This window comes from Peptoclostridium acidaminophilum DSM 3953, from assembly GCF_000597865.1.
GTDB classification, from domain to species: domain Bacteria; phylum Bacillota; class Clostridia; order Peptostreptococcales; family Peptostreptococcaceae; genus Peptoclostridium_A; species Peptoclostridium_A acidaminophilum.
On record NZ_CP007452.1, the window covers coordinates 673,976 to 698,118 of the forward strand.

At 44.6% G+C, this 24,143-nt stretch carries 24 protein-coding genes; 16 read left to right on the forward strand and 8 right to left on the reverse strand.

Going from position 1 to position 24,143, the window contains the following annotated elements:
- The first annotated feature begins 1 nt into the window (after nucleotide 1).
- The 3 genes from queD to queC are packed head-to-tail and all read left to right on the forward strand — an operon-like array spanning nucleotide 2 to nucleotide 1,762.
- Nucleotides 2-421 (forward strand): 6-carboxytetrahydropterin synthase QueD, encoded by a 420-nt coding sequence (gene queD, locus EAL2_RS03445; RefSeq protein WP_025435022.1) that lies wholly within the window; start codon nucleotides 2-4, stop codon nucleotides 419-421.
- 12 nt (nucleotides 422-433) lie between these two features.
- Entirely contained in the window at nucleotides 434-1,102 is a 669-nt protein-coding gene (queE, locus tag EAL2_RS03450; RefSeq protein ID WP_025435023.1) for a putative 7-carboxy-7-deazaguanine synthase QueE, read from the forward strand.
- A 3-nt stretch (nucleotides 1,103-1,105) separates the two neighbouring features.
- Nucleotides 1,106-1,762, forward strand: coding sequence for a 7-cyano-7-deazaguanine synthase QueC (gene queC, locus EAL2_RS03455; protein ID WP_025435024.1), 657 nt, complete (start codon nucleotides 1,106-1,108; stop codon nucleotides 1,760-1,762).
- 122 nt (nucleotides 1,763-1,884) lie between these two features.
- Here queC and EAL2_RS03460 read toward each other — a convergent pair whose 3' ends face one another.
- Nucleotides 1,885-2,772 (reverse strand): tyrosine-type recombinase/integrase, encoded by an 888-nt coding sequence (locus EAL2_RS03460; RefSeq protein ID WP_038602289.1) that lies wholly within the window; start codon nucleotides 2,770-2,772, stop codon nucleotides 1,885-1,887.
- A 243-nt stretch (nucleotides 2,773-3,015) separates the two neighbouring features.
- Here EAL2_RS03460 and EAL2_RS03465 point away from each other — a divergent pair, with 243 nt between their 5' ends.
- The 8 genes from EAL2_RS03465 to EAL2_RS03500 all read left to right on the forward strand — a co-directional run bounded on the left by EAL2_RS03465 (nucleotide 3,016) and on the right by EAL2_RS03500 (nucleotide 13,685).
- Nucleotides 3,016-5,061, forward strand: coding sequence for a proton-conducting transporter transmembrane domain-containing protein (locus tag EAL2_RS03465; protein WP_025435026.1), 2,046 nt, complete (start codon nucleotides 3,016-3,018; stop codon nucleotides 5,059-5,061).
- A 13-nt stretch (nucleotides 5,062-5,074) separates the two neighbouring features.
- Nucleotides 5,075-6,028, forward strand: coding sequence for a respiratory chain complex I subunit 1 family protein (locus tag EAL2_RS03470; protein WP_025435027.1), 954 nt, complete (start codon nucleotides 5,075-5,077; stop codon nucleotides 6,026-6,028).
- A gap of 1 nt (nucleotide 6,029) precedes the next feature.
- A complete protein-coding gene (locus tag EAL2_RS03475) occupies nucleotides 6,030-6,683 on the forward strand; it encodes a hydrogenase (protein ID WP_025435028.1) in 654 nt (217 codons plus the stop codon).
- 4 nt (nucleotides 6,684-6,687) lie between these two features.
- Nucleotides 6,688-8,160 (forward strand): hydrogenase 4 subunit F, encoded by a 1,473-nt coding sequence (locus tag EAL2_RS03480; protein ID WP_025435029.1) that lies wholly within the window; start codon nucleotides 6,688-6,690, stop codon nucleotides 8,158-8,160.
- Nucleotides 8,161-8,163: 3 nt separating this feature from the next.
- Nucleotides 8,164-9,753, forward strand: a complete 1,590-nt coding sequence (locus EAL2_RS03485) for a hydrogenase large subunit (protein WP_025435030.1) — start codon at nucleotides 8,164-8,166, stop codon at nucleotides 9,751-9,753.
- A 21-nt stretch (nucleotides 9,754-9,774) separates the two neighbouring features.
- A complete protein-coding gene (gene nuoB / locus EAL2_RS03490; RefSeq protein ID WP_242842489.1) occupies nucleotides 9,775-10,560 on the forward strand; it encodes an NADH-quinone oxidoreductase subunit NuoB in 786 nt (261 codons plus the stop codon).
- Nucleotides 10,561-10,714: 154 nt separating this feature from the next.
- A complete protein-coding gene (locus tag EAL2_RS03495; protein WP_025435032.1) occupies nucleotides 10,715-12,826 on the forward strand; it encodes a hypothetical protein in 2,112 nt (703 codons plus the stop codon).
- A 25-nt stretch (nucleotides 12,827-12,851) separates the two neighbouring features.
- Complete coding sequence (locus EAL2_RS03500) at nucleotides 12,852-13,685, forward strand: prolipoprotein diacylglyceryl transferase (protein WP_025435033.1); 834 nt, start codon at nucleotides 12,852-12,854, stop codon at nucleotides 13,683-13,685.
- Nucleotides 13,686-13,716: 31 nt separating this feature from the next.
- Here EAL2_RS03500 and EAL2_RS03505 read toward each other — a convergent pair whose 3' ends face one another.
- On the reverse strand, nucleotides 13,717-14,046 hold the full coding sequence (locus EAL2_RS03505) for a 4a-hydroxytetrahydrobiopterin dehydratase (protein ID WP_025435034.1): 330 nt from the start codon (nucleotides 14,044-14,046) through the stop codon (nucleotides 13,717-13,719).
- A gap of 238 nt (nucleotides 14,047-14,284) precedes the next feature.
- Between EAL2_RS03505 and EAL2_RS03510 the strand changes: the two genes are divergently transcribed.
- The 3 genes from EAL2_RS03510 (at nucleotide 14,285) to ytvI (ending at nucleotide 16,652) form a co-directional block, all read left to right on the forward strand.
- The gene (locus EAL2_RS03510) at nucleotides 14,285-14,494 is read left to right on the forward strand and encodes a TOBE domain-containing protein (RefSeq protein ID WP_025435035.1); all 210 of its coding nucleotides are present in this window, start codon (nucleotides 14,285-14,287) and stop codon (nucleotides 14,492-14,494) included.
- Between the two features lie 20 nt (nucleotides 14,495-14,514).
- Nucleotides 14,515-15,321 carry a TIGR00266 family protein gene (locus tag EAL2_RS03515; protein WP_025435036.1) on the forward strand — a complete coding sequence of 269 codons (807 nt, stop codon included), beginning with the start codon at nucleotides 14,515-14,517 and terminating at the stop codon, nucleotides 15,319-15,321.
- A gap of 206 nt (nucleotides 15,322-15,527) precedes the next feature.
- Complete coding sequence (gene ytvI, locus EAL2_RS03520; RefSeq protein WP_025435037.1) at nucleotides 15,528-16,652, forward strand: sporulation integral membrane protein YtvI; 1,125 nt, start codon at nucleotides 15,528-15,530, stop codon at nucleotides 16,650-16,652.
- A gap of 63 nt (nucleotides 16,653-16,715) precedes the next feature.
- Here ytvI and EAL2_RS03525 read toward each other — a convergent pair whose 3' ends face one another.
- The 3 genes from EAL2_RS03525 to EAL2_RS03535 are packed head-to-tail and all read right to left on the reverse strand — an operon-like array spanning nucleotide 16,716 to nucleotide 19,650.
- Nucleotides 16,716-17,843, reverse strand: a complete 1,128-nt coding sequence (locus tag EAL2_RS03525) for an ABC transporter permease (protein ID WP_025435038.1) — start codon at nucleotides 17,841-17,843, stop codon at nucleotides 16,716-16,718.
- A complete protein-coding gene (locus EAL2_RS03530) occupies nucleotides 17,840-18,646 on the reverse strand; it encodes an ABC transporter ATP-binding protein (RefSeq protein ID WP_051489070.1) in 807 nt (268 codons plus the stop codon). The genes EAL2_RS03525 and EAL2_RS03530 overlap by 4 nt, the downstream gene beginning before the upstream one ends.
- Nucleotides 18,643-19,650, reverse strand: coding sequence for an HlyD family secretion protein (locus EAL2_RS03535; protein ID WP_025435040.1), 1,008 nt, complete (start codon nucleotides 19,648-19,650; stop codon nucleotides 18,643-18,645). The genes EAL2_RS03530 and EAL2_RS03535 overlap by 4 nt, the downstream gene beginning before the upstream one ends.
- A gap of 176 nt (nucleotides 19,651-19,826) precedes the next feature.
- Here EAL2_RS03535 and EAL2_RS03540 point away from each other — a divergent pair, with 176 nt between their 5' ends.
- The gene (locus tag EAL2_RS03540; RefSeq protein ID WP_025435041.1) at nucleotides 19,827-20,051 is read left to right on the forward strand and encodes a hypothetical protein; all 225 of its coding nucleotides are present in this window, start codon (nucleotides 19,827-19,829) and stop codon (nucleotides 20,049-20,051) included.
- 19 nt (nucleotides 20,052-20,070) lie between these two features.
- Nucleotides 20,071-21,012, forward strand: coding sequence for a phosphoglycerate dehydrogenase (locus EAL2_RS03545; RefSeq protein ID WP_025435042.1), 942 nt, complete (start codon nucleotides 20,071-20,073; stop codon nucleotides 21,010-21,012).
- Between the two features lie 55 nt (nucleotides 21,013-21,067).
- Here the strand turns inward: EAL2_RS03545 and EAL2_RS03550 are convergent, their stop codons facing one another.
- From EAL2_RS03550 to EAL2_RS03560, 3 genes are all read right to left on the reverse strand, one after another.
- The gene (locus tag EAL2_RS03550) at nucleotides 21,068-21,973 is read right to left on the reverse strand and encodes a DMT family transporter (protein ID WP_025435043.1); all 906 of its coding nucleotides are present in this window, start codon (nucleotides 21,971-21,973) and stop codon (nucleotides 21,068-21,070) included.
- A 228-nt stretch (nucleotides 21,974-22,201) separates the two neighbouring features.
- On the reverse strand, nucleotides 22,202-22,924 hold the full coding sequence (locus EAL2_RS03555; RefSeq protein ID WP_025435044.1) for an SDR family NAD(P)-dependent oxidoreductase: 723 nt from the start codon (nucleotides 22,922-22,924) through the stop codon (nucleotides 22,202-22,204).
- 256 nt (nucleotides 22,925-23,180) lie between these two features.
- Nucleotides 23,181-24,038, reverse strand: a complete 858-nt coding sequence (locus tag EAL2_RS03560) for a formate/nitrite transporter family protein (protein ID WP_025435045.1) — start codon at nucleotides 24,036-24,038, stop codon at nucleotides 23,181-23,183.
- Between the last annotated feature and the right edge of the window lie 105 nt (nucleotides 24,039-24,143).

Here is a 24,143-nt window from a genome sequence, read left to right on the forward strand (position 1 = left end):
TATGTATATAATTAAAACGCAGCAAAGCTTTGACAGCGCGCATTTTCTTTCAGGGTATGAAGGCAAGTGTGCTAACATACACGGACACAGATGGAACGTCCATGCGGAGATCTCATCTCAGGAACTTCTCCAGGGAGGGCAAAATGACGGCATGGTAGTGGACTTTTCGGACATCAAGACTGTCCTGAAGGGGCTGGTAGATTCGCTTGATCACGCCCTGTTGATACAAAAAGGCTCAATGAGGAGCAAGACACTTGAATGCCTTGTCGGGGACGGCTTCCGAGTTATAGAGCTTGATTTTCGCCCTACAGCCGAGAATTTTGCCAGGTATTTCTTTGACAAGATAAAGGAGACGGGCTTTACGGTAAAAAGGGTTACAGTATACGAAACGCCAAAAAACTGCGCGACATACGAAGATTAGGGGGATGACATCTTGGAGTATAATGTAGTTGAAAAGTTTGCAAGTATAAATGGCGAAGGCGCAAAGACGGGGCAGTTGGCTGTGTTCATAAGGTTTGCAGGCTGCAACCTAAGCTGCAGCTATTGCGACACAAAGTGGGCAAATGAGGCAGACGTAAAAGCTGAAAAGATGAGTGCGCAGGATATCCATGAATACATTCAATCAACAGGTATATCGAATGTAACACTCACGGGAGGAGAACCGCTCAATCAATACGGCATAATGGAACTTTTGCAGAGGCTTGCAGAGGACAGCTCAATTGACGTGGAGATAGAGACAAACGGAAGCATAGATATAGAGCCGTTCTTGAACATATCGCCAAGGAGGCCTTCGTTCACACTCGACTACAAGCTTGGAAGCAGCGGCATGGAATCATATATGGATATTGAGAATCTGACCTGTGTATCAAAGAGGGATGCTGTCAAGTTTGTGGTGGGCAGCTTTGACGACATAGACAGGGCGAAAGATGTTATAGAGGAGTACGAACTTGACAAGAAGACCCGAGTCTACTTCAGCCCTGTGTTTGGCGAAATAGATCCCGTCGAAATAGTAGAGTACATGAAAAGCCACTACATGAACGGTGTCAGCCTCCAGCTGCAGCTGCACAAATTCATATGGGACAGCGATAAAAGGGGAGTATAACATATGGAAAATGAAAAGGCGCTTATAGTTTTCAGCGGGGGGCAGGACAGCACTACCTGCCTTTTTTGGGCAAAAGAGAGATTCGCAGATGTAATTGCTCTCTCATTCGACTACGGTCAAAAGCACGTACTTGAACTCGACTGTGCAAAAGCCATATGCAAAAAATACGGAGTTGAGCACCACACCATGAACCTGGGACTGCTGGGCGAGATCACATCCAACTCGCTTACAAGATTGGACATGGATGTTGACAAGGAAGTAGAGGAAGGCAGCCTTCCAAATTCGTTCGTGGACGGAAGGAACATGTTGTTTTTCACATTTGCGGCCATATTCGCAAAGCAAAAGGGCATAAAGCACATAGTCACAGGAGTGTCCCAAAGCGACTACAGCGGCTATCCTGACTGCAGGGACATATTCGTAAAATCGCTCAACGTCACGGCAAATCTGGCCATGGAATACGATTTTGTAATACACACTCCTCTGATGTGGCTCGACAAGGCCCAGACCTGGGGGCTCGCAGACAGGATTGGCGTGTTGGATATCATAAAAAATGAGACTCTCACATGCTACAACGGCATCATCGGAGACGGCTGCGGGGAATGCCCGGCATGCAATCTTAGAAGGAATGGCTATGAAAAGTACGTGGAGTCAAAAGCATAAAAAGCACATGTAGTGTCGCAATATATTTTAGGGGCGGATTCTTTTGAGTCTGCCTTTTTCGATTTTCCAGGCAAAAAAATCTGTCTCCTTCAGGAGTTGATTTCCTGAAAAGAGACAGATATCTATTCGTTACCTTTGCTTTCCTCGTCAGAAGCTTTAACGTATGACATGGTGGTGCTGAGATTGCTATGCCCCATTATGTCTGCAAGCTTGTGCAGGCTCGTGCTCTGAGCCTTTTTGTAGCCGAAGCTGTGGCGGAAGGAGTAGGCGCTGAGGCCTTCAAGGCCCGCAAGCACCATGTATTTTCGCACTATATACCTCACGGCTCTTTCGGTAAGCTTTTCCCCAGTCTTTTCGGAGCGGAAAAGTGGGCCGTCTCCGGCAATTTTTAAAGAAGAGACATACCTTTCAAGTGCGGAGGCGCAGGCGTAATTGAGTGGGATTTTCCTTGTTTGGCTCCCCGAAACAATGCTTATCGAGCCGCTCTTTTTCGATACGCTTATGTCGGATATCATAAGGCTGCAAGCCTCCCCGACGCGAATTCCTGTATGTATCATGAGCTTTAGCATAGCCTGGTCTCGCAGGGTGCCGTGGGACTTTACGGTGTCGAGGAGCCTTTTTTCCTCGTCCTGAGTGATTTCACGAGGCTTGCCCTTCTGCACGGGGTTTAGCCTTACATGCTTTGCAGGATTCCTGACCGAAAGGCCGCAGTGGTAGGCCCAGTCAAAGAAAAGCTTGAGCGTTGAAATCCTTCTGTTGATGGTCGAGGGCTTAAGCTTCAGATTTTGCATTGCTTCCTTGTATGTTTCAAGCTCCCTGACGCATATCTGGTCGAAAGAAAATATGAGCATATTCTGGCATGTGTCCATGCCCTGGTATTCGTGCCAGCCGATGAAGTGTTTAAGGTCGGCAGAATATTCCTGGATCGTCTTTGAGTTGAGATTTTTTTCAGAAAGAGACGATATGAAGCTGTTTATCAGTTCCCTGCCTTCGTTTGAGACTTCACGCATTTTATTCAAAAGCTACCTCCGAGTATTGACTAATATTAGTGGACATGATATTTTAAATTAGTGGACATCACTCAATCAATTATAAATCAAAAAAACTCGGATTTCAATAGGTATGCCATAGCAATAGTAGAGCATATCTTCAAGCATTAGTGGACATTGCTGCACATTTTTCAATACATTCTAATCAAGATGTGCTAATGCCCATTGCAGCAATTGCACGAAATTATGACAGGAGGAGCAGCAATGGAAATGGCAAGTTTGGAAAAATTATTTTCAATAATGATTTTGGTATATCTAATGGCATCAGGAGCTCCGCTATTAATGAAAAGACACCAGGAGCTGGCCAATCATATCACGGGGATTCTATGCAGCATAGGAGGAATTATTGGCATAGTCTTATCTCTCATGAAGCTTCTTGGAAATGCCGGAGATTTGGCGTTTAACATAGCAAATACAAATATACCATATCTGTCTTTTACAATAGGAATAGACAACATATCTGCATTCTTCATCCTGTCCCTTTCAGTTCTGGCAATACCTGTATCGATTTATTCGGTAGGTTACGTTTCTCGGTATTATGGAAAGAGCAACACACATATTCTCAATTCCCTTTATGCACTTTTTATAATTTCAATGGCTTTTGTGTTTGTAGCCAGGAATATGGTCACTTTTTATATGTCCTGGGAGCTCATGGCTCTGCTTTCTTATTTTCTTATTATGTACGAATCTGAAAAGAAGGAGACCGTTGAAGCTGGAACGCTTTATATAATTATGACGCATGTGGGAACTGCATTCCTGCTTGCGGCGTTTACAATAATATATGCTTATACAGGCAGCTTTGAGTTTGCTTCGGAGGCAGCCGCTGTTCCGAGTACAATTAAGAACGTACTTTTTGTACTGTTTCTTATAGGATTTGGAGCAAAGGCCGGCGTAGTGCCTCTTCACATATGGATGCCATCAGCATATCCAGTGGCGCCAAGCCACATATCGGCGCTTATGTCGGGAATAATGGCGAAGACGGCAATATACGGTTTGCTGCGTTTTGTGTTCGATATCCTGAAGGCTGATTCAATGTGGTGGGGCATGGCAATACTCGCTGTAGGAATTCTCTCTGCGGTGATCGGCGTTGCATATGCATACATGGAGAGCAACATAAAACGTATGATTGCCTTCAGCAGCATAGAAAACATAGGAATAATACTCATGGGCTTAGGCATAGCAGGGATAGCAAGCCACAGCGGAGATTACATGCTCAAAGCACTTGCAATTACAGCGGCAATGGTTCATTGCTTCAACCACACGGTCTTCAAGGGACTGCTTTTCATGTCGGCTGGCTCAATTGAGTTTTCAACGCAAACCAAGCAGATGAACGAGCTTGGGGGACTGATGAAGACAATGCCGCTTACGGGGCTTTTTATGCTAGTGGGGTCGCTGGCTATTTCGGCTGCGGTGCCCTTCAACGGCTTCATAGGAGAGTGGCTGACATACCAGGCATTCATAATGGGCATAAGTTCGGAAATGGGCACAATCAACGTGGCTTTGGTGCTGGGAGCAGCATCGCTTGGTCTTGCAGGTGCGCTTGCGGCAGGTTGCTTTGTCAAGCTCATAGGAATTTGCTTTATGGGGAGCCCTAGGAGCTCAAGTGCTCAAAAGGCAAAGGAGGTTCCGGTGTCAATGTCACTGGCAAGCGGATTTCTCGCGCTGCTTTGCATCGGTATAGGAATATTTCCAAAGCTGCTCATAGGAGTAGCAGCCAAAGCGTTCTACACGCTCAGCGGAAGCTCCATAATGCAGGGCATGAACGGGTTTGGAGTGGCGCCGGTTTACAGCCTTAGCCTCGATGCATCGCAAATAACGCCTGTTGCAGCAGTAATAGCAGGCGTTGCAGCCGCGATAGCAATGGCAGCGGTGATTGCAGCTATTGGAGGCAAGCGAGAAAAAAGAATTTACACCACTTGGGACTGCGGTTTTGAAAGGCTCAATCCGAGGATGCAGTACTCCTCGACAGGATTTTCAAATCCAATTGGCATAGTGCTGAGGCTTCTTTTCAGACCTGTAAGGGAGCTGAAGATAGACAGTGGCAGTATACTATATACTCCCAAAAGCATCAAATATACGCTCAAGACAGAGAGCATATTTGAGAAATACATGTACGGACCTATTGCGGAGTTTTTCAGTAGAATATCTGTTATAACAAAGATTTCAGTACAGACGGGAAGCATACACGGTTATCTCATGTATATTTTTGTGACGGTGTTTGTCTTCATGATATACAACAGCTTGGTTTAACGGAGGGATTCAATTGGCGGATTTGTCATACTATGCCATTCAAATGGCACTGTTCATACTCGTCGCGCCGCTAGTAGGCGGGATTATTAACAAGATAAAGGCATTTACACAAAAGAGAAAGGGAGCGCCCATATACCAGATATATCTGGATATAATAAAGCTTTTTACAAAGGACATGGTTGTATCAAACCAGACATCATGGGTGTTTAATGCCACTCCCTACATAATGTTTGCATCTTCTGCTGCGGCATGCGCTTTTGTGCCGATTTTGCCGGGGCTTGCTGCAAAGCCGTTGGCAGGTGACGTATTCATTGTGATATATATACTTGCGCTCGGGAAATTTTTCATGGCCATATCTGGCTTTGACGCTGGAAGCACTTTCGGGGGCATGGGCAGCAGCAGGGAGATGATGATAGGCGCGCTTTTTGAGCCTTCGCTCATAGTTGCAGTGCTTACGTTGGGATTTGCAGCCAAGAGCACATCGCTCAGCGAGATTATGCTTCATTCGGCCAAGCTGGGGCCTGCAATAGTGCAGCCTTCGTACATGCTTTTGCTGTTTTCCATAGTACTGGTTCTAATAGCTGAATCCTCAAGAATACCTGTTGATGACCCGGCTACGCATCTAGAGCTTACAATGGTGCACGAGGCCATGATCCTTGAATATTCTGGAAGGCATCTGGCACTGATGGAGCTTGGAGCATTTATAAAGCAGCTCATATTCATAACAATAATAGCCAATGTATTCATACCTGCAGGCACGGCCGTCTATGCGGGGCTCGGATTTGCGGGAGCCATGGCTTCGCTGTTTGTTTACATTGCAAAGGTGGCAGTCATTTCAGTTGTTGTGGCATTAATAGAGGCTGGTACGGTGAAGCTGAGGTTTTTCAGCATACCGAACCTTGCGGCTCTTTCGTTCATAGCGTCTTTCGTAGGATTCCTTCAGCATTTCACAGGGGGAGGTATTTGATTTGGAGATAATGCAGATATTGTCGGTGCTCATACTCTTGTCGTGCTTTGTGCTTGTATCCAACAAGAGGACAAACTCATATATAAAGACTTTCCAGGCTCAGTCTGCCCTTCTGGCGCTTGCGGCATTCATGATTGGTTTTGAGAACATAGAGGGTCACGGAGCGGTTGAAATAATGCTTGTATGTTTTCTGATAGTGGCCCTTAAGGTCTACTACATTCCAAGGCTTCTTAGACGCACATTTGCAAATGTAGACTACAAGGTTGAAAAGAATTTTTTCTATAACATACCGCTGCTGGTGCTTGTTTGCTGCGCTATAGCGGTATTCAACTATTTTTCGATATCGTCGGCAATAGGAGCTGAAGCCAGCGAGCTTGGCATGTTTCTTGCAAATTCCGTATCCGTTATATTTATAGGCTTTTTCTTCATGATAAGCAGGAAAAAGGCGATAGGACAGATAGTGGGACTGCTTGTAATGGAAAACGGCATATTCGCCGCAGCACTTTTTGCCTCAGGGGGCATGCCTGTGCTTGTGGATGTTGGAATATTCATAGACCTTATAACTGCAGTTATAATAATGGGGATTATGGTGTTCAAGATAAATGAGCAGCTGGAAACTACTGATATAAATAAACTCAAGAGGTTAAGGGGATAAAGGGATGATATCATATTTGTTGCTGATACCTATTGTATCTATAGCAGCCTTTTGGCTGGCAAGGCGCGAAAGCCATATTTTTGTGCTTGGAATTGCGGCAGCCTTGATAATGCTGTCTGCAGGGATAAAACTTTCACTAGATGTAGCCGCTCTTGGGCATGTCGAATCAAGAGTTTTGATGTTTTTTTATGTGGACAGCCTAAGCATGATAGTGCTGGGACTTGTGCTGGCGGTTTCGTTTTTTGTAGTGATTTATTGCGCTGGGTATTTCAAAAAAGAGCTCGAGCGCGGCAAGATAGACTTAAAGCGGTTAAGGCTGTTTTACTCACTGCTGTTTGCATTTATATTTTCAATGATACTGTTGCTTACCACGCCTAATATGGGGATAATGTGGATAGCCATTGAGGCTACGACGCTGGCATCCGTGTTTCTGGTGGGTTTTGAAAATAACAAGCGCTCCCTTGAGGCTTCGTGGAAGTATATAATCATATGCTCCGTGGGGATAGCCATAGCGCTTTTGGGAATAATAGTGCTTCATATTTCATCCATTGGAATTATAAAGGATGCCGGGACGGAGCTATCATGGACTTATCTGTACGAGCATGCAAAAGAGCTTGACTTGAATCTGCTTAGATTAGCATTCATATTCATGCTTGTCGGATTTGGAACAAAGGCAGGTCTGGCACCTATGCATACATGGCTTCCTGATGCCCATAGCCAGGCTCCATCTCCTGTCAGTGCAATGCTTTCGGGGGTTTTGCTCAACAACGCCATGTACGGGATAATGAGAGGCCTTGCCATACTAAACAAGGCAATGGGGAGCGGCAGTTTTGCCGGAGCAGCGCTCATGGCTCTTGGATTGCTTTCTATACTTACGGCTGCCGTGTTCATACTTACGCAAAGAGACTACAAGAGGCTGCTTGCATATTCGAGCATAGAACATATGGGGATAATAGCTCTCGGACTTGGCGTGTTCACTCCGGCGTCAGTGCTCGCCTCGCTAATGCACATGATAAACCACTCCTTTACAAAGTCAATGCTTTTCCTTTCGGCCGGAAACATATATCAAAGGTACGGGACGAAGGATATCTACAAAGTTAAGGGGCTTTTCAAGTCAATGCCTATAACCGGAGTTGTGTTTATGCTGGGGATATTTGCGATTACAGGCATGCCGCCATTCAGCATATTTTCAAGCGAACTTGGCATGGTTGTGGCATTGTTCAAGAATGGCAGCTATCTTGCGGGAACAGCGTTTCTTTTCCTGCTTGCGCTGGTGTTTGTGGGCTTTGCTGTGACACTGTTTAAGATTTTTTATGGGAATGCAAAAGGAGAACAGCAAAAGAGCTTGAAACCAAGCCCATATGCTGACGCTGTGCTCGTTGCCATGATTGGAGTAATAACCGTGACTGGGGTGTTTATGCCTAATGGCGTCCTGAAGCTTCTTATGGACGCTCAAAGAATTGTTACCGGGGGATAGGACATGAAGAAAATGGAAGACATTATTGAAGAGCTAAGAGCCGGCTTTGGTGAAAGCTGTCTAAATTACAATATAGTGCACGAAAATGAAATGAGAATTGGTGTTAATGAGGTTGATGTCAGAAGAATGGCCGAGCTTTTGTGCAGGGACAAAGGCATGAAGCTTGCCTGCATGTTTGCCAGCGACGAAACACTGCTTCCATCAGGTGAGTTTGCAATTTACTATGTATTTGCGGATGCAGAAAGAGGAGCTTTCATAATTGCAAGGATGGCGGTCGACAGCGAGAAAATGAGCTATCCTTCAGTTTCAGACTTTATACATTCGGCTTCATTTTATGAGCGGGAGATTCATGATCTTTTCGGAATTAAGGCGGAGGGCAATGAGAGCTTAAAGCCCATGGTGTTTCACGGAAACTGGCCTGAGGGCGAGTATCCTTTGAGAAAGACCTATGACAGGAGCAGGAAACCTGCATTTGCTTCAAGAAGGCAGGAATTCATGAAGGTTAAGGGAGAAGGGGTGTACGAGATTCCAGTAGGGCCTGTGCACGCTGGCATAATTGAGCCAGGGCATTTCAGGTTCAGCGTTGCGGGAGAGCCCATAATTAATCTGGAAGCCCAGCTATATTTTGTTCACAAGGGCATAGAGAAAATGTGCGAGGGCATGGACTTTAAAAAGTGCTTTTATGTATCGGAGAGGATTTCGGGAGATGAGACCTTCTCAAACGCATTGGCCTACTGCCAGGCTGTTGAGAAGATAGCAGGTGTTCAGATTCCGCGCAGGGCCCAGATCACAAGGGTGATATTTGCAGAGCTAGAGCGCCTTACGAGCCATCTTGGAGATATAGGCGGCGTTTGCCTGGATATAGGCTATGGATTCGCCACATTCCAGTTCAGGATGATGAGGGGCTGGACATACCAGCTTGTTGAGGCTGTTTGTACTTCTAGGTTTTTAAGGAGTGTCAACACCCCGGGTGGGGTAAGAAAGGATTTTCTGGAAGGCAATGAGAAAAGGATAATTGAAATGATGATAAAGATAGAAAAGGAGCTGCTTGAAACTATAGACATAATAAAGGCGAAAAGTCTCTATATAGACAGGGTTGAAAATACAGGCACACTCAAAAAAAAGACGGCGATAGACCTGAATGCGACAGGGCCTGCAGGCAGGGCTTCTGGAGTTCACTACGATGTCAGGAAGTCATTTCCTTATGAGGCTTACGGCGATATGGAATTTGAAGTTTCAATGCACAACAACGGCGATGTAAACTGCAGGCTGAATGTAAAGCTCGAGGAATGCATTCAGTCAATAAAACTCATAATGCAGGGGATAAACATGCTTGAGAGTGGTAGCATGTGCAGCAAAATAGACTTCCTTCCTCCTTACGTTTCGGCTCTTGGATATACAGAGTCGCCAAGAGGCGAGAACATTCACTGGATAATGTCGGGCGAAAACAACGATATATACAGGTACAAGGTAAGGACGCCATCGTTCTGCAACTGGCCGGCGCTTTGCGAAGCGGTAAGGGGAAACATAGTTCCGGATTTTCCTATTATAAACAAAAGCTTCAACCTATCATATGCTGGGAATGACTTATAGAGGTGATATACTTTGTTTGGAATGATTAAAAAAATTATTCAGTACCCAAGGCTCACTCAAAAATATCCTAAAAAGCCGCTGGATTTGCCGGATTTCATAGGCAAACCGGAAATAGACAATTCCAAATGCACAGGCTGCAATGAGTGCATAAGCGCATGTCCTTCTGGCTGCATAGTGAGGGACGAAAAAGGCGTCATCGGTATAAACTTGGACGAGTGCATATTCTGCGCAAGGTGTGAAGATGTATGTGCAAGCGGGGCGGCCAGGATGACCAGCGAGTTCGAGCTTGCACAGAAGGACAGGAGGCTGCTTAGAAAAACGCCGCTTGTGATAGAGGAGCGGGATATACCCGACGAGAGGTACGAGCTCATACAAAGAGAAGTAAAAGAGAAGATAAAGAAAATATACGGCAGGAGCCTCCAGATAAGAGTGGTCGATGCCGGCTCATGCAATGGCTGTGATTATGAGATAAACGGACTCAACAATCCGTTCAACGACATAGAAAGGTTCGGAATTCGTTTCGTGCCTTCGCCAAGGCATGCCGACATGTTGCTTGTGACAGGAACTGCAACAAGGAACATGGAGCTTGCGCTCATAAAGACATACAATGCCACTCCTGATCCGAAGCTTGTGGTTGCCGTAGGTGCATGCGCGTGCAGCGGAGGCATATTCAGGGACAATTACGCCACAAGGAATGGCATTGACTGCATAGTGCCTGTCGACGTTTACGTTCCGGGCTGCCCGCCAAGGCCGCACGCCATACTTTATGGCATACTGAAGGCACTGGATAGGGTTGGCAAAAAATAGCATACTGCACCGTAAAAAATACGTAAAAGATACTGCCCAATATTATAATAGGCAGGATCTTTTTGTTTTTGGCAAATGCGAATAAATTTTGATTATAGTTGAAACGGTCTGGTATAATAAATACCAACCAAACAATGGAGGTGGAACAATACATATGGCGAAAAAAAAGAGCACATTACTCAAGTCGTGCCTATTTGCGCTTGCAATAGGTGCAGCGCTCCTGCAGACAGGGTGTGATAGCGGCAAGGAAAAGGGGGATCTCAAATGGTCCTATGAGAAGGCTATAAAAGCGCCGATAGAGATAAGCGCGGCGGACGAGGAGCTGAGTATTGGCAGCATTGAAAAGGACAAGGTTCAGGTGAAAATTCCCGGAAAATCATTTGACAGTCCGACAAAGCTCAAGATATACACACCAGACAAGGTGCCCAATGTGGTTTCAAAGAAATTCGAGCCGATAGGTGCGCCAGTTGAGGTACAGTGCGATGCCGAATTCACAAGGACTAACAATCCGGTTCAGGTGACATTCGCGCTCGACAAGAGCACAATAAGCGAGGACACAATGCCCTCGGATTATTGGATTTCTTATTACGACGGCAACAAATGGGAGTACATAAAGCCTGACAGCGTGGATCTGGATGCCGGAACAATGACATTTACAACCTGCCACTTTAGTCTTTTCGGCTACGGAAAAATCACCGTGGACCAAAAGATAGAGGAGTACACAAAGAACAAGGCGCTTGCCGACTGGACCCAGAAGGGAATGGACGACAAGGTCAACAAGGCTGTAGAGCAGGCAGTGGATCACATACTTAAGGATAAGCTCGGCATGAGCGACGAGAGCACCAAGAAGAAGGTGCTTGCCAGCCTGCTCAATGACGACGAATGGGCCAACATGGCCAAGTCTGTTAAAGATGGAGATTACATAACATTCAACCAGAATTTCAACGTGCTTGTTGGCAAGAAGATAGTGGACAACGTGTCTGAAGGAACTCTTTCAAAGCTTTTGAAGGGCGTTACAGCGGATGACGGCATAGAAACAGTCAAGGCTGCATCTACAGCCCTGGGATATCTTGCTGAGGGAAGAAAATACGACGCTGCCAAGATAATAGGTGAGAACATAGCAGATAAGTTTGTAATAACCACTGTAGGCAAGGTTGCCATAGCTGCTGTGGAAAACGAAATCGAATCATGGAAAAACAAGGAGGTCGAAGCAGCATACCAGGCCTTCAAAAACGGTGCCTCTCAAAAATGGTGGTGGGGCGGCTACAACGTTGAAAAAGGAGATTTTGACTCGGTATATGAGCAGATGAGGGGAGCCGCAAGACAGCTCGAGATAGAAGCGGTTAAAAAGCAAAACCAGATAAGGGCCGAGGCAGGACATCCGCCGCTGACTGCTGAAGAAGAAAACAAGATAAAAGACAAGGTAAGCAAGGATCTGCAGAGCCAGTTTGAAAGAAGGCTAAAACAGGAGGAAGAGCTGGCAAAGAAGGAGCAGGAGATAAAGCAGCTTGTAGCGGAATACAAGGAGAAGGGGCTTCTCGAGAAGGGCTCATTCGGTTTCGACAAGGGCTACGACCTGGAACAAAGGCTTGATGTGTTGATGCACCTAAAGGAGAAGATACTAAAGGATACAAAGAGCAAGGAGCTTATGGCAAGCGGCTATAACAACGGTAAGATAGGCATGGACCACATAATAAGCCTCACGATGATATGGTACACAGAAGGCTATTCGGGATATGCAAAATACATCAAGGACAATTTCAATATAGAGATATATCCGCCGGCTGAAGCCATGGCAGGCGCCTGGAATGGCAACATGACCATTACGAACATCACGTTCCCTGAATTTGAAACGCAAGAGCAGGAACAGCAGATAGAGAGTGAAGCCGGCTGTGATTTCAACCTGGACTGGAACGCCATCAAGAAGGAGCTTGAAGCCATGAAAGGCGTTGCAAGACCAATGTCATTGAACATTACAATGGATAAGTCGGGCAGCGGTAACGTGACAATAACTTTGGACGGAGACAGCAATGGTCCTATGCCTATAAGCTACAAGAGCGGACAGGTGAGTTTCACCATTTCGGATGAAAGCGACAGCTCGGTTGTGTTTATAGGATATGCGTCAGAGGATCAGACATCATATGGACTTAATGGAAGCTTCAAGTTTAAACTTCCAGAGTCTCTTGAAAAAGCAGGACTAAGCATGAGCGGCACATGGAATGTCTCGAAGTCGAAGCAGGCTCCGGCCGTAGTTGCACAGCCGTAGTGAAATTAAACAAAGGGCATAAATTATGGATCCTCAAATAAGCATAATGGGATTGAAAATGCTGACGTTCAACTCATACAAGCTTTTCATGGCCATATCTGCAGCAGCGGCAATGGCGATATGTTATATGGCCTTAATAAAGGAAAAACTAACTGTGAAGCAAGCAGTTGCGCTTACGCTGACGATAGGAGCGGGATTTTTCTTGGGAGCCAGGTTGCTGCACTACATGCTCAACAGGGAGCTTTACATTGAAAAGGCTTTCAAGATAACTGATATCTCGGCAACTAATTTTGCACTCTATGGCGGGATTCTAGGGAGCGCATTGCTTGGAGGCTTGGCTGTTATCATTATGAGGCTGAGGCTTTTGAAAATCGCCGATATTCTCGTGCCTGCAATATGCGTCGGGATTGGGACTATGAAAATAGGATGTCTTTTTAATGGTTGCTGTTACGGTAAGGAGACAGAGCTTCCATGGGGAATTAGATTCCCCATGGGAAGTCCAGCCTATTCATACCACTTCAAAGACAAGGCTGCGAACTTCACAATACTCAATATTCCTTTAGAATCGCACGCCGTTCATCCCACGCAGATATACGAGCTGCTTGCTGCGGCGGCAATAATGCTATTGGCCGTATATCTTAATAAAAAAAGCCTAAAGGATGGTATTGTGTTCATAGCCTGCTCGCTTGCATTCACGATTTTCAGGACGATCAACCACGGCCTGAGGGAATTCAACTCGGCGCAGGCAAACTACCTGATGTGGCAGCCGAGACTTTATTTGGTTATAATGGCTATTCTATCAGGAATGCTTTTATGGATATTTTTTTCGGATGGAATAGGCACAAAAAAGAGGGCATGAGTAGTCATGCCCTCTTTTGATGCCCGAATGGTTATAGCTTATCGATTTTTACGGCCATTATGAAGTCGTTCTCGGAAAGCCCATGTATTTTATGGGTTGTAAGAGATATTACAACCTTGCCCCAGGACAGCTGTATGTCGGGATGATGGCCCTCCTCCTCGGCTAGTGCGCCAACCTTGTTTGTGAATTCGAGCGCTTCCTTGAAGTCCTTGAACTTGAATTTTTTTTCGATTTTAACGTCGTTAATAACCTCCCAGCCGTCGCTGAGAATGTCTGAAAACACCATTATATCAGAGTGGTTGAGCGGATTTGTTCCAAGTTCGCAGGGAACGCACTTCTTGTTTTCAAGCTCTGATTTCATAATATGATCCCTCCTTAGACATATAATTCTCATAAGCACATACTGTACTGCATAATGGTATTTGCCGATGTATTCAAGCTTTATATATTTTTTACCCCAAAAATGATTAATACTTCATATTATATTTGTAGAGTGTTAATCCAAAATCAGTGTGTAAATCATATAAAATGGGTAAATAATAAATGTGTGGACACGTTAATGGAAATGCATATGATTAAGTATATAAGGAGTGATAATTATGAAACTGAGTGCGAGAAACCAGCTTAAAGGAAAAGTAGTTGAGATTCAAGAAGGCGTGGTAAGTGCGAAGGTTGTAATAGAAATATGCGAAGGAAACCGTATATCATCTACCATATCAATGGATGCGCTAAGAGATTTGGGCATCAAGGTGGGTGACGAAGCTACTGCAGTAATCAAGGCCACATCAGTTATGGTGATGGTGCCATAGAACATGAGGGGGAAGAATAGATGCAAAGAGCGCATGAAATAGATTACACGCTGCACGGAGACGATCTTCAGCTTGTGGAAATAGAGCTTGATCCTGGAGAAAGCGTCATTGCGGAAGCGGGAGCCATGCTCTACATGGAGAACGGCATACAGATGGAGGCTGTTCTTGGCGACGCTTCAGGCAAGGGAGAAGGAACGGGCTTAATGGGCAAGCTGCTCGGAGCAGGCAAGAGAGTAATAATGGGCGAGAGTCTTTTCATGACGCTCTTTACGAACAAGGGAAGCCAAAAGCAGAAGGTTGCATTTGCGGCTCCATACCCCGGAAAAATTGTTCCTTTTGATCTGAATGCATACGGCGGAAGGATAATTTGCCAGAAGGATGCGTTCCTGTGTGCGGCAAAGGGAATATCGGTGCAGATGGAATTTCAGAAGAAAATAGGCGTAGGACTTTTTGGCGGAGAAGGCTTCATAATGGAAAGACTAGAAGGCGATGGATTCGCATTCCTTCATGCCGGCGGAGCTATAGTAGAAAAGGAACTCAGCCAAGCAGAGTTGCTTAAGGTAGACACAGGCTGCCTGGTGGCGTTTACCAGTGGAGTCGACTACGACATCCAGTTCATGGGCGATATAAAGAGCGCTATATTCGGAGGCGAGGGAATAGTGCTTGCGACGCTCAAAGGGCCAGGCAAGGTGTGGCTCCAATCGCTTCCTTTTAGCAGGCTTGCCGACAGGATGATATCGGCATCGCGCCATATGGGAGGCGGAGGCACATCCAAGGACGAGGGCAGTTTGCTGGGAGGCCTTGGAAGGCTTCTGGATGGAGACTAAAATATGCGGCGGTGTTATTGCAGAAAAAAACTCGAACTGCATATGACACCGCTTTTTCATGCATATCAAAGATTAGAATATAATGATAAGAGCTCTGTAGATGTTGACATGCAGGTTCTGATGTAATATATTAGGGCTAAAGAAAATAGCAAAAATTTCAAATTGCTGATATGTTAAAACATACACGGGGGTTTAAGATAAATAATATGATGGATAAAATAAGAAGCAGTTTTAATGATATTTTTAGCGAGAGTTTCATGAAGAGCGCGCGGAGATTCGGAATATTTGCCATATTCTACACGATAGCATTTGTAGCTTTTTTTTGGACCGCAGCATATACATTTCCGTTTATAATAGCATTCATAATAGCCCTCTCCATTCAGCCGCTTGTCAAATTGCTAAAGGAAAGGATCGGAATTTCCAACGGAATTACATCGCTTATTGCCTCTGTGCTTGTATATATACTTTTTTTCACCCTTATATTTCTGCTTTCCTACAAGATGGTTTCGGAGGCAAAGCAGATGCTTTCGACATTGACAACGATAGACATAAACTATGTCACACAGCTTGTTAAGGAGTGGATTAGCAGGTTTGACATATACTTGAAATATATAGATCCTGACTTTATAAATAAAAACAGTAGCCAGATCACGGATATAGTAAAGAACGCCCTTGGAATGCTCGGAAGGGTCCTTAACAAATTCCTTTCAGCCGCAGGTTCAATACCCCTTTGGATAGCAGTGATTTTTATAACTATCATATCGACATACTTTTTCACTAGGGATATGGACAAAATAAAGAATAGCACATTTGGAATATTCTCGGAAAAAGGCCAGCAAAGAGTGCTGAATGTCTTGGAAGAAGGTGTAAGTCTGTTTGTCAAGATTGTAAAATCTTATGCCATTATATATATGATAACATTCGTTGAGACACTAGTAGGATTTTCGCTCATACTAAGAATTAAGTACGCTGTAATACTCAGCATCGTGGCGGCAGTGTTCGATATAATACCCGTCCTTGGAGTAGGAGCTGTATACTGGCCGCTCGTGGTTATATACGCAATACTGGGAGACTACAGGACCTCTATAGGCATAATGATACTTTACGTATTTGTGGTTATTGTTAGATACATAGTCGAACCAAAGCTCGTTTCCACGTCGCTTGGAATACATCCTGTGCTGCTGCTGGCTGCTATATTTGCAGGCCTAATGACTTTTGGAGTTTCCGGAGCAATATACCTAATAGTTATGATAATTGCATACAAGATATTCAACAAGACCAAGCCAGATGCACAGTTGCATGAAGATATAAACACAAGAACAACACAGTAAAAACAGGCAGAACTCACAAAACAATGTGGGGGCTGCCTGTTTTTGAATTAGATCGAGTGTTTTTTAATCGAGTCTTTTTTTGAAGCTTATAGATGCAACAGCTAGTAAAGCTATCCCGAAGGCAAGGAGTATATAGACTTCGTTTGCAAGTATTGTAAAGTCTGAGCCTTTTAAAATAATTCCCCTCAATATTTTCAAAAAATAGGTCAGGGGTATAAAATATCCTGCAACCATTATGGGAAAAGGCATCGATTCTCTTGGAAATATGAAGCCCGAGAGAAGTATGCTCGGCAGCAAAAATAGGAAAGCCATCTGCATGGCCTGGGCTTGTGTCTGGGCTATTGTGGATATGAGTATGCCTATGGAAAGCGAGCATATAACGAAAATCACCCCAAGGATTATAAGGAGCATGGTGTTGCCGGCTATGGGCACGTCAAACCAGTATGTGCCGAAAAATAGGGCTATGAGAAAATCGAGCGTGCCAATTAGAATATATGGCACCATCTTTCCGACAATTAGCTCAGCAGGCTTTATCGGCGTGACCATTAGGAGCTCTATGGTGCCTCGCTCCTTTTCCCTTACAAGTGAAAAGGCCGTAAGTATAACGGTGATATTTTGCATAATAAGCCCTATCAGGCCGGGGATTGTGAATTTCGTGCTTTCGAGATTGGGATTGTACCAGACTTTAGTGCGTACATCAAGGCCCGGTTCGCCAGTGTTGAGCTGGCTGGATTGCAATTGAGGCAGCCGCTCTAACGAATAATTTTTAGACAGCAAAAAACCGCTTTGAAGCGCTGTTCTTGCTATCGTTGGGTCGACACCGTCTATTATTAGCTGCACACTGGAATCCCCAAAACCGTTAACGGTCTTTGAAAATCCGGAAGGTATGATTATGGCACATTTTACTTTGCCGGTGTCAATGAGCCGTTCAATCTCTCCTGTATTCTTTACATATACAGATGGAACGAAGTAGTTGGAGGCCTCAAACTTTTTGACAAGTTCACGGCTTTCCATGCTCTTGTCCATATCCAGGACTGCCATGTCTATATTTTCAACATCGGTGTTTACTGCATAGCCAAACAGAAAAATGAATATAAGCGGCATCATGACAGCCATGATGAGGCTTGCCCTGTCGCGCCGTATATGTAGAAGCTCTTTTTTTATTACGGCCATCAGCCTTTTTATATTCAATGCCCGTCACCTTCTTTATCCTTGAGTATGAATTTCATATCTTCAAATGAAGCTTCCACCTTTTTGCCGGTGTCCTCCTCGACATATTTAATGAACACATCCTCAAGATTCCTGGCGTTCTTCTCAGCGATGAGCTCCTTGGGGCTGCCTTTGCCTATTATGTGACCGCTGAAGACGAATATGAGCTCGTCGCATCCTTCGGCTTCGTCCATGTAGTGCGTGGTTACAAGTATTGTTATACCTTCCTTTGCAAGCTTGTGTATTATCTGCCAGAATACCCTTCGTGAAACGGGATCGACTCCTGAGGTTGGCTCGTCGAGTATTAGCATATTGGGTTTGTGAAGTAGTGTGCATCCAAGGGCCAGACGCTGTTTCCAGCCCCCGGAAAGATTGCCGGCCAGCTGCTTTTCTCTGCCTTCGAGACCTGCCATTTTAACAATTTGGCTTATTCTTTCGTTTCTTATGTTATCCGGAACTGAATAGACCTGTGCATAAAACCTTATATTCTCAAGAACCGTAAGGTCCTCATAGAGGCTGAATTTTTGAGACATATAGCCGATGCTCTGCTTTATCCTCTCGGACTCCTTTACAATGTCATATCCGAATATCTCACCCTCTCCGGAAGTCGGCGTCAGCACGCCGCAGAGCATGCGTATCAAAGTCGACTTACCCGCTCCGTTAGGCCCGAGTATGCCGTATATGCTGCCTTTTGGTATTTCAAGGCTTACGCCGTTGACCGCCACTAGCTCGCCAAAGCGCTTGGTGAGGCCTTTTGTCCAGACTGCCATATTTTCATTCGTCATTTGGAATCCCCCAGATACACATCCACAAGCACGCCGGGTTTGACAGCATCAATGTGGTCAAGCACCTTTATTTTGACCTCGTAGACTATCTCCTGCTTGTTCTCCTTGGATTCGATGTTCTTGGGAGTGAACTCGCCTTCGGAGGCTATGTAGACCACCTTGCCCTTTATGCTGTCTGCACCGTCAAGGCCGGCATCCATTGTTACCTCTTTTCCTAGCTTGACATTGCCAAGGTTCTTTTCTTCGACATATATCTTGACCCACAGATTTGACAGATTGTTTATGTTGGCAATTCTTGTGAATATCGGTGCATATTCTCCGCCGAGGTAATTGAGCGACTCTATCACGCCGTCTGAATTTGCATAGACGAATTCTTTGGCTATATTATCCTCGAGCGATTTAATGCTCCACTGGGCAGCATCAAGATTGCTCTTAGAAATATCTATGTCCTCTTTTGTGGAGCCATTTTGCACAAGCTGCAATTGCTCTCTTAGGTATGCAAGCTGCTGCCTTGAGCTTTCAAGTTTAGAGGAGGCTGCATCAAGCACCGCTTTGGAGTCCTTAAGAGACTGCTCGGACGCAGCGTCAGATTCGTAAAGCTGGGCTATGGTATTGTGGTTTTCAAGCCTGTAGTTGTAGTCCTGCTGATTGCTGCTTACCACGGTCTCCTGTTGGTTAACTTGTATCCTGGCTTTTTCAATCTCCTCGCTTCTAGAGCCTTTAAAGGTCTTGTCGAGCGCAGCCTTTGAGGCTCCTGACTGAGCCTGTAAACGTCCGAGTTCCAGTCGCAGTGAATCGACATTTATACGTGCCAGTTTGTCGCCTTTTTTGACGGTATCGCCCTCCTTGACATATATCTCCTCGATTATTCCGCCGACTTCGGTGGAGACGCTGTAGGAGTCACTTTCGACAGAGCCTGTATAGTAGTCCAGATCGGAGCTTTGACAGGCGCTGAAAATAAAAAGGATTGATACAATGCAGAGTGATGCGAGTGATTTTTTCATAGTGGATTACCTCTCTGGAGAATTATATAGTACTTGAGTTGGTGTATTTTCATATGAATATTATAGCACTATTATTTACTTACCCACACCGATGGCAAAACAACTTGTTGCTTTCAAAATTACATTTTTCATGTAAAATAAATAGAAGAGCATATAAAACATTAGGAGGAAAAGAGATGAGTGACAATATAACACTAACACCAACCCCAATACAAAGGAACGAGTTTGACGTAGCTATAGAGCTTGCCATGTATGTTGCAAGGGCGCAAAGACTTGGGAAGGAAGAAGACGTTTCAGACGTTTTCGTGAGATTTTTTTCACTTGCAAAAGTTCTGGGCGCTACCGAGCCGGCAAAACTGATTAAATACCTACCGGAAGAGCTCCAGAACGGAATAAAATAAAAATCGGGGGATTGGAAATATGAAAGCCCTGATAACCTACAACTACGGCGATGAAAAGATGAATGCCTTAAGAAAGCTCGGTTACGAGCTCGTATACAGGCATGAAGACAACATGGTCAACGATGAAGAGACTGATGACGCTGAAATCCTGATATGCTATGATCCATTCCGCACATTCGACATAACCAGGATGAAAAGGCTAAGGTGGGTCCAGCTCTCAAGCATAGGAGTGGACCAGGTATCGCACGATTTCATAACCCAAAATGGTATCCTGCTTACAAACAACAGGGGCGGCTACAGCATACCGATGGGTGAGTGGATAGTCCTTAAGATCCTCGAAATATACAAAAACAGCCGTTTTTTCTACGAAAATCAGAAAAACAAAACATGGAAGCTCAGCAAGAATGTATATGAAATCTACGGCACCACAATAGGATTTCTCGGAACAGGCACAATTGCCCAGGAGGCTGCGAAGAGGCTTTCTGGTTTTGGAACCAGGCTTATCGGTCTGAATACAAAAGGCAGGGATGTAGAGGGCTTTGAAAATTGCTATTCGCTCGAAGAACTTGAAGAGTTCCTTCGAGCGTGCGACACTCTCGTGCTCTCGATTCCCTATACTGATTCCACGCATCATATTATGGACAAGCAAAAGCTGGGAATGATGAAGGATGGCTCCGTGATAATAAACATATCCAGAGGAAGTATAATGGACGAAGATGCTCTCATTGAAAAGCTGGAGGAGGGCAAGTTCCTCGGGGCGGCACTCGACGTATTTGAGCAGGAGCCTCTAGACAAGTCATCCAAGCTCTGGGAGATGCAAAACGTGCTTGTGACTCCGCACAATTCATGGGTATCACAGATGAGGGATGAAAGGCGTTTTGAGATGATTTTCGAAAACCTCAAAAGATACAGGGACAATAGAACTCTTGTCAACATGGTTGATCTGAAAAGGGGCTATTAGCTGCAGCACAATATGTAAATTGACTGGAATGTTGGAATATTAAAGGCCTCGTTTGCTACGAGGCCTTTTTGTATTCCAATGGATTTATTTTCTGCTTGAAGTATGACATGAATTCGAGCTCCGACACCAGCATGCCTGCAAATATCAGAATGCAGCCAATGATACCTTGGCCGGAGAGCACTTCGCCTAGTATTATGAATGCAAAGAATGCTGAAAACACAGGCTCCCCAAGATAAATAAGCGCTGCCCTTGTCGGAGTAGTATGCTTTTGCATAGTGTTTTGCACAAGGAAGCACAGGGCCGTTGCAAAAACAGCCATTATTATAATGAATGACCAGACGGTCGCTCCCTGGGGTATTGCAGGAACCTCGAACACAATACTGAAAACTGCCGACAGCACAGACACTACGCCGATTTGTATTATGGATAAAATAATCGGATCAGAAATCTTCGAGTAGTGGCTCACTGAAAGAATCTGGAGAGCATATCCGAAAGTCGAAATGAAAACGATTATATCACCGACATTTACTGAAAAATTTCCTGACGTACCTGAAGTCAGGAACGCCAAACCGGCTATTGCCATGACAATCCCTATTATGTTTTCGGCTTTGGGTGAATCCTTGAAAATCAGTGCGCTTATAACTGGAACGAGCACAATTGAAAAGCCGTTTATAAAGCCGGCCTTCGAAGCGGTGGTATAGAAAATCCCGAGAGTCTGGGTGGCGTATGCAAAAAAGAGCACGATGCCTATAATCAAGCCGTGCTTTAATGTCGACTTGTCTGCAGACACAAGTTTCTTCCAGAAAATCGCAGCAAGAATAACAAAAGCTATGAAAAACCTTATCGCAAGAAAATTGAAAGTTCCTGTTGTTTCGAGCACAATTTTGCAGAGCACGAACGTGGAACCCCAAAGAATAGTAATCAAAAAAAGAGACATGTCTGCCAACATGTTTTTCTTCATAAATATCACCTCAATTTAATTGAAACCCGAAAACAAATAGCTAGGATAAGTTATTATGTAAACAGTATACACTAAAATACAAATAATTACAATCCGAGCGTAAAAAACATTTTATATAGTCTGTATGCGGCAAAAAAAAAGGCCGTTAAAGGGCCTAAAAATTTAGTAAAGCTCAGTGGTTTAAAAAACGCACTTGTAAGCTCGATTTTTAATGCAAAAGCTCTGTATTTAAACCTGTATTACCGATCGGCCGCCGTCAACTCCTATTATCTGGCCGGTTATCCAGCCTGCCCTGTCGGAAATCAGGAATGAGGTGAGGCTCGCTATATCCTTGGATTTCCCCAGCCTCTTCAGGGCATGGTTTTTTGCCATCGAATCTATGGCATTCTGGTCCTTAAGTATTCCTAAAGACAAGTCACTGTCTTGAAGCAGCGAAGGAGCAATTCCGTTTACACGTATCTGAGGAGCCAGCTCTGCAGCCAGGGCCCTGACAAGCCCTTCCACCGCGCCTTTTGCCATGCTGAGAGATGAGTGCATCGACAGTCCCTGCTGAACAGCAACGCTTGAGTAGAACACCACAGACGAGCCCTGATGCTTTTTAAGCGCGGGAATTGCCGCCTGAACCGCAAGAACTGCACCCAAGGCATTCATCTTGAAGTCGTTCATGAATTCCTCCGCTTCGAGTCTTCTCACAGACTTGAGGTTTATAGTCCCTACTGCGTATATAAGTCCGGCCAGATCCTTTCCCGCTTCCTCAGACACCCTTTTGAATGACTCTGGATCCCTTATATCCGCTACGCTCATGCCGGCTCCAAGCTCATTGGCAATTTTTTCAAGCTTCTCTTCGTTTGATCCTGCAAGGTGAAGGTCATATCCCATTTCTTTTAGAAGCCTGGCGCTTGCCGATCCTACAGCGCCGCTTCCACCATAGATCAGTACTTTTCCGCTCATATATATTCCTCCTCGAGCATATTCTCAATATGTTTGATGCGCAGCTTTTCTATTTATACCCTGGACACTTATTTTTGAAAATGCTAATTCCAATTACTATCGCTTTTCCAATGTTTTAAATATTAATTGTTGTTCCTTAAAAGAAAGTTGAAGGCCATTTATTCCGTGGGATTCGATTTTGAAATAAAAAAAGAAGTCTTTTTATTGAAATTAAAAGACTTCACATTGAATTTAAAAGAGTTCTATTTGTTGAGTATTATTTCTCTTCACAAACCTTCTGGTCCTTAAGGTATGCAAACCAGTATACTCCGCCAACAAGCAACCCGCCGCCAACTATGTTGCCCAAAGTAACGGGAAGCAGGTTGTTTACGAAAAAGCTCTGCCAGTTTAGAGCTTCAAGCTTTTCTGGAGTTAGATGAGAAGCTGCAACCCAGTCAGGATTTGATTTTGCAAGTATTCCGGCCGGTATGTAGTACATGTTTGCTACACTGTGTTCAAAGCCTGAAGTTATGAACAGCCATATAGGGAAGAAAATAGAAAATATTTTTCCGATCATGTCCTTGGCGCCGTATGACATCCAGACAGCAAGGCACACAAGCCAGTTACACATTATGCCAAGATAGAAGGCTGACATGAATGGAAGAGAAACCTTGTACGATGCTATCTTTAGGGTGACGCCTCCGAGCACGTTGGCTCCGCTGTTGAAAAGTCCAGACTCTACCATCATGTAAGCTATGAACACAGAGCCTATGAAGTTTCCTATGTATACAAAAGTCCAGTTTCTAAGCATGTCTCGCAGCTTTATACGTCCCTGCAACAAGCCTATCATAATAAGAGTGTTACCGGTGAAAAGCTCTCCGCCGCAAAGCACGACAAGCATAAGTCCTGTGCCGAATATAGAGCCGGCAAGAACTTTTCCAAGCCCATACGTCTCAGGATTTGCGAAAAGGTTGAATGCTGCCATGTTGGATCCTTCTGAAGCAAACGCGATGAATGCTCCTGCGAGAAATCCCAAAAGAATTTGTTTCAAAGATGTGAGACTAACCTTGCCCAGACCTACGTGCGAAGTGTAGTCACATATCTCTGCGGGTGCTAAAAAATTTTTTTCACTCAATTTAATGCCCTCCTTTGTTTGTTGTTTGAAAAAGATTCGAAAATATAGAATAATGAAAGATGCTTGGAAAATTATATCATTTTTAATGAGTTGAATCAATTGTAA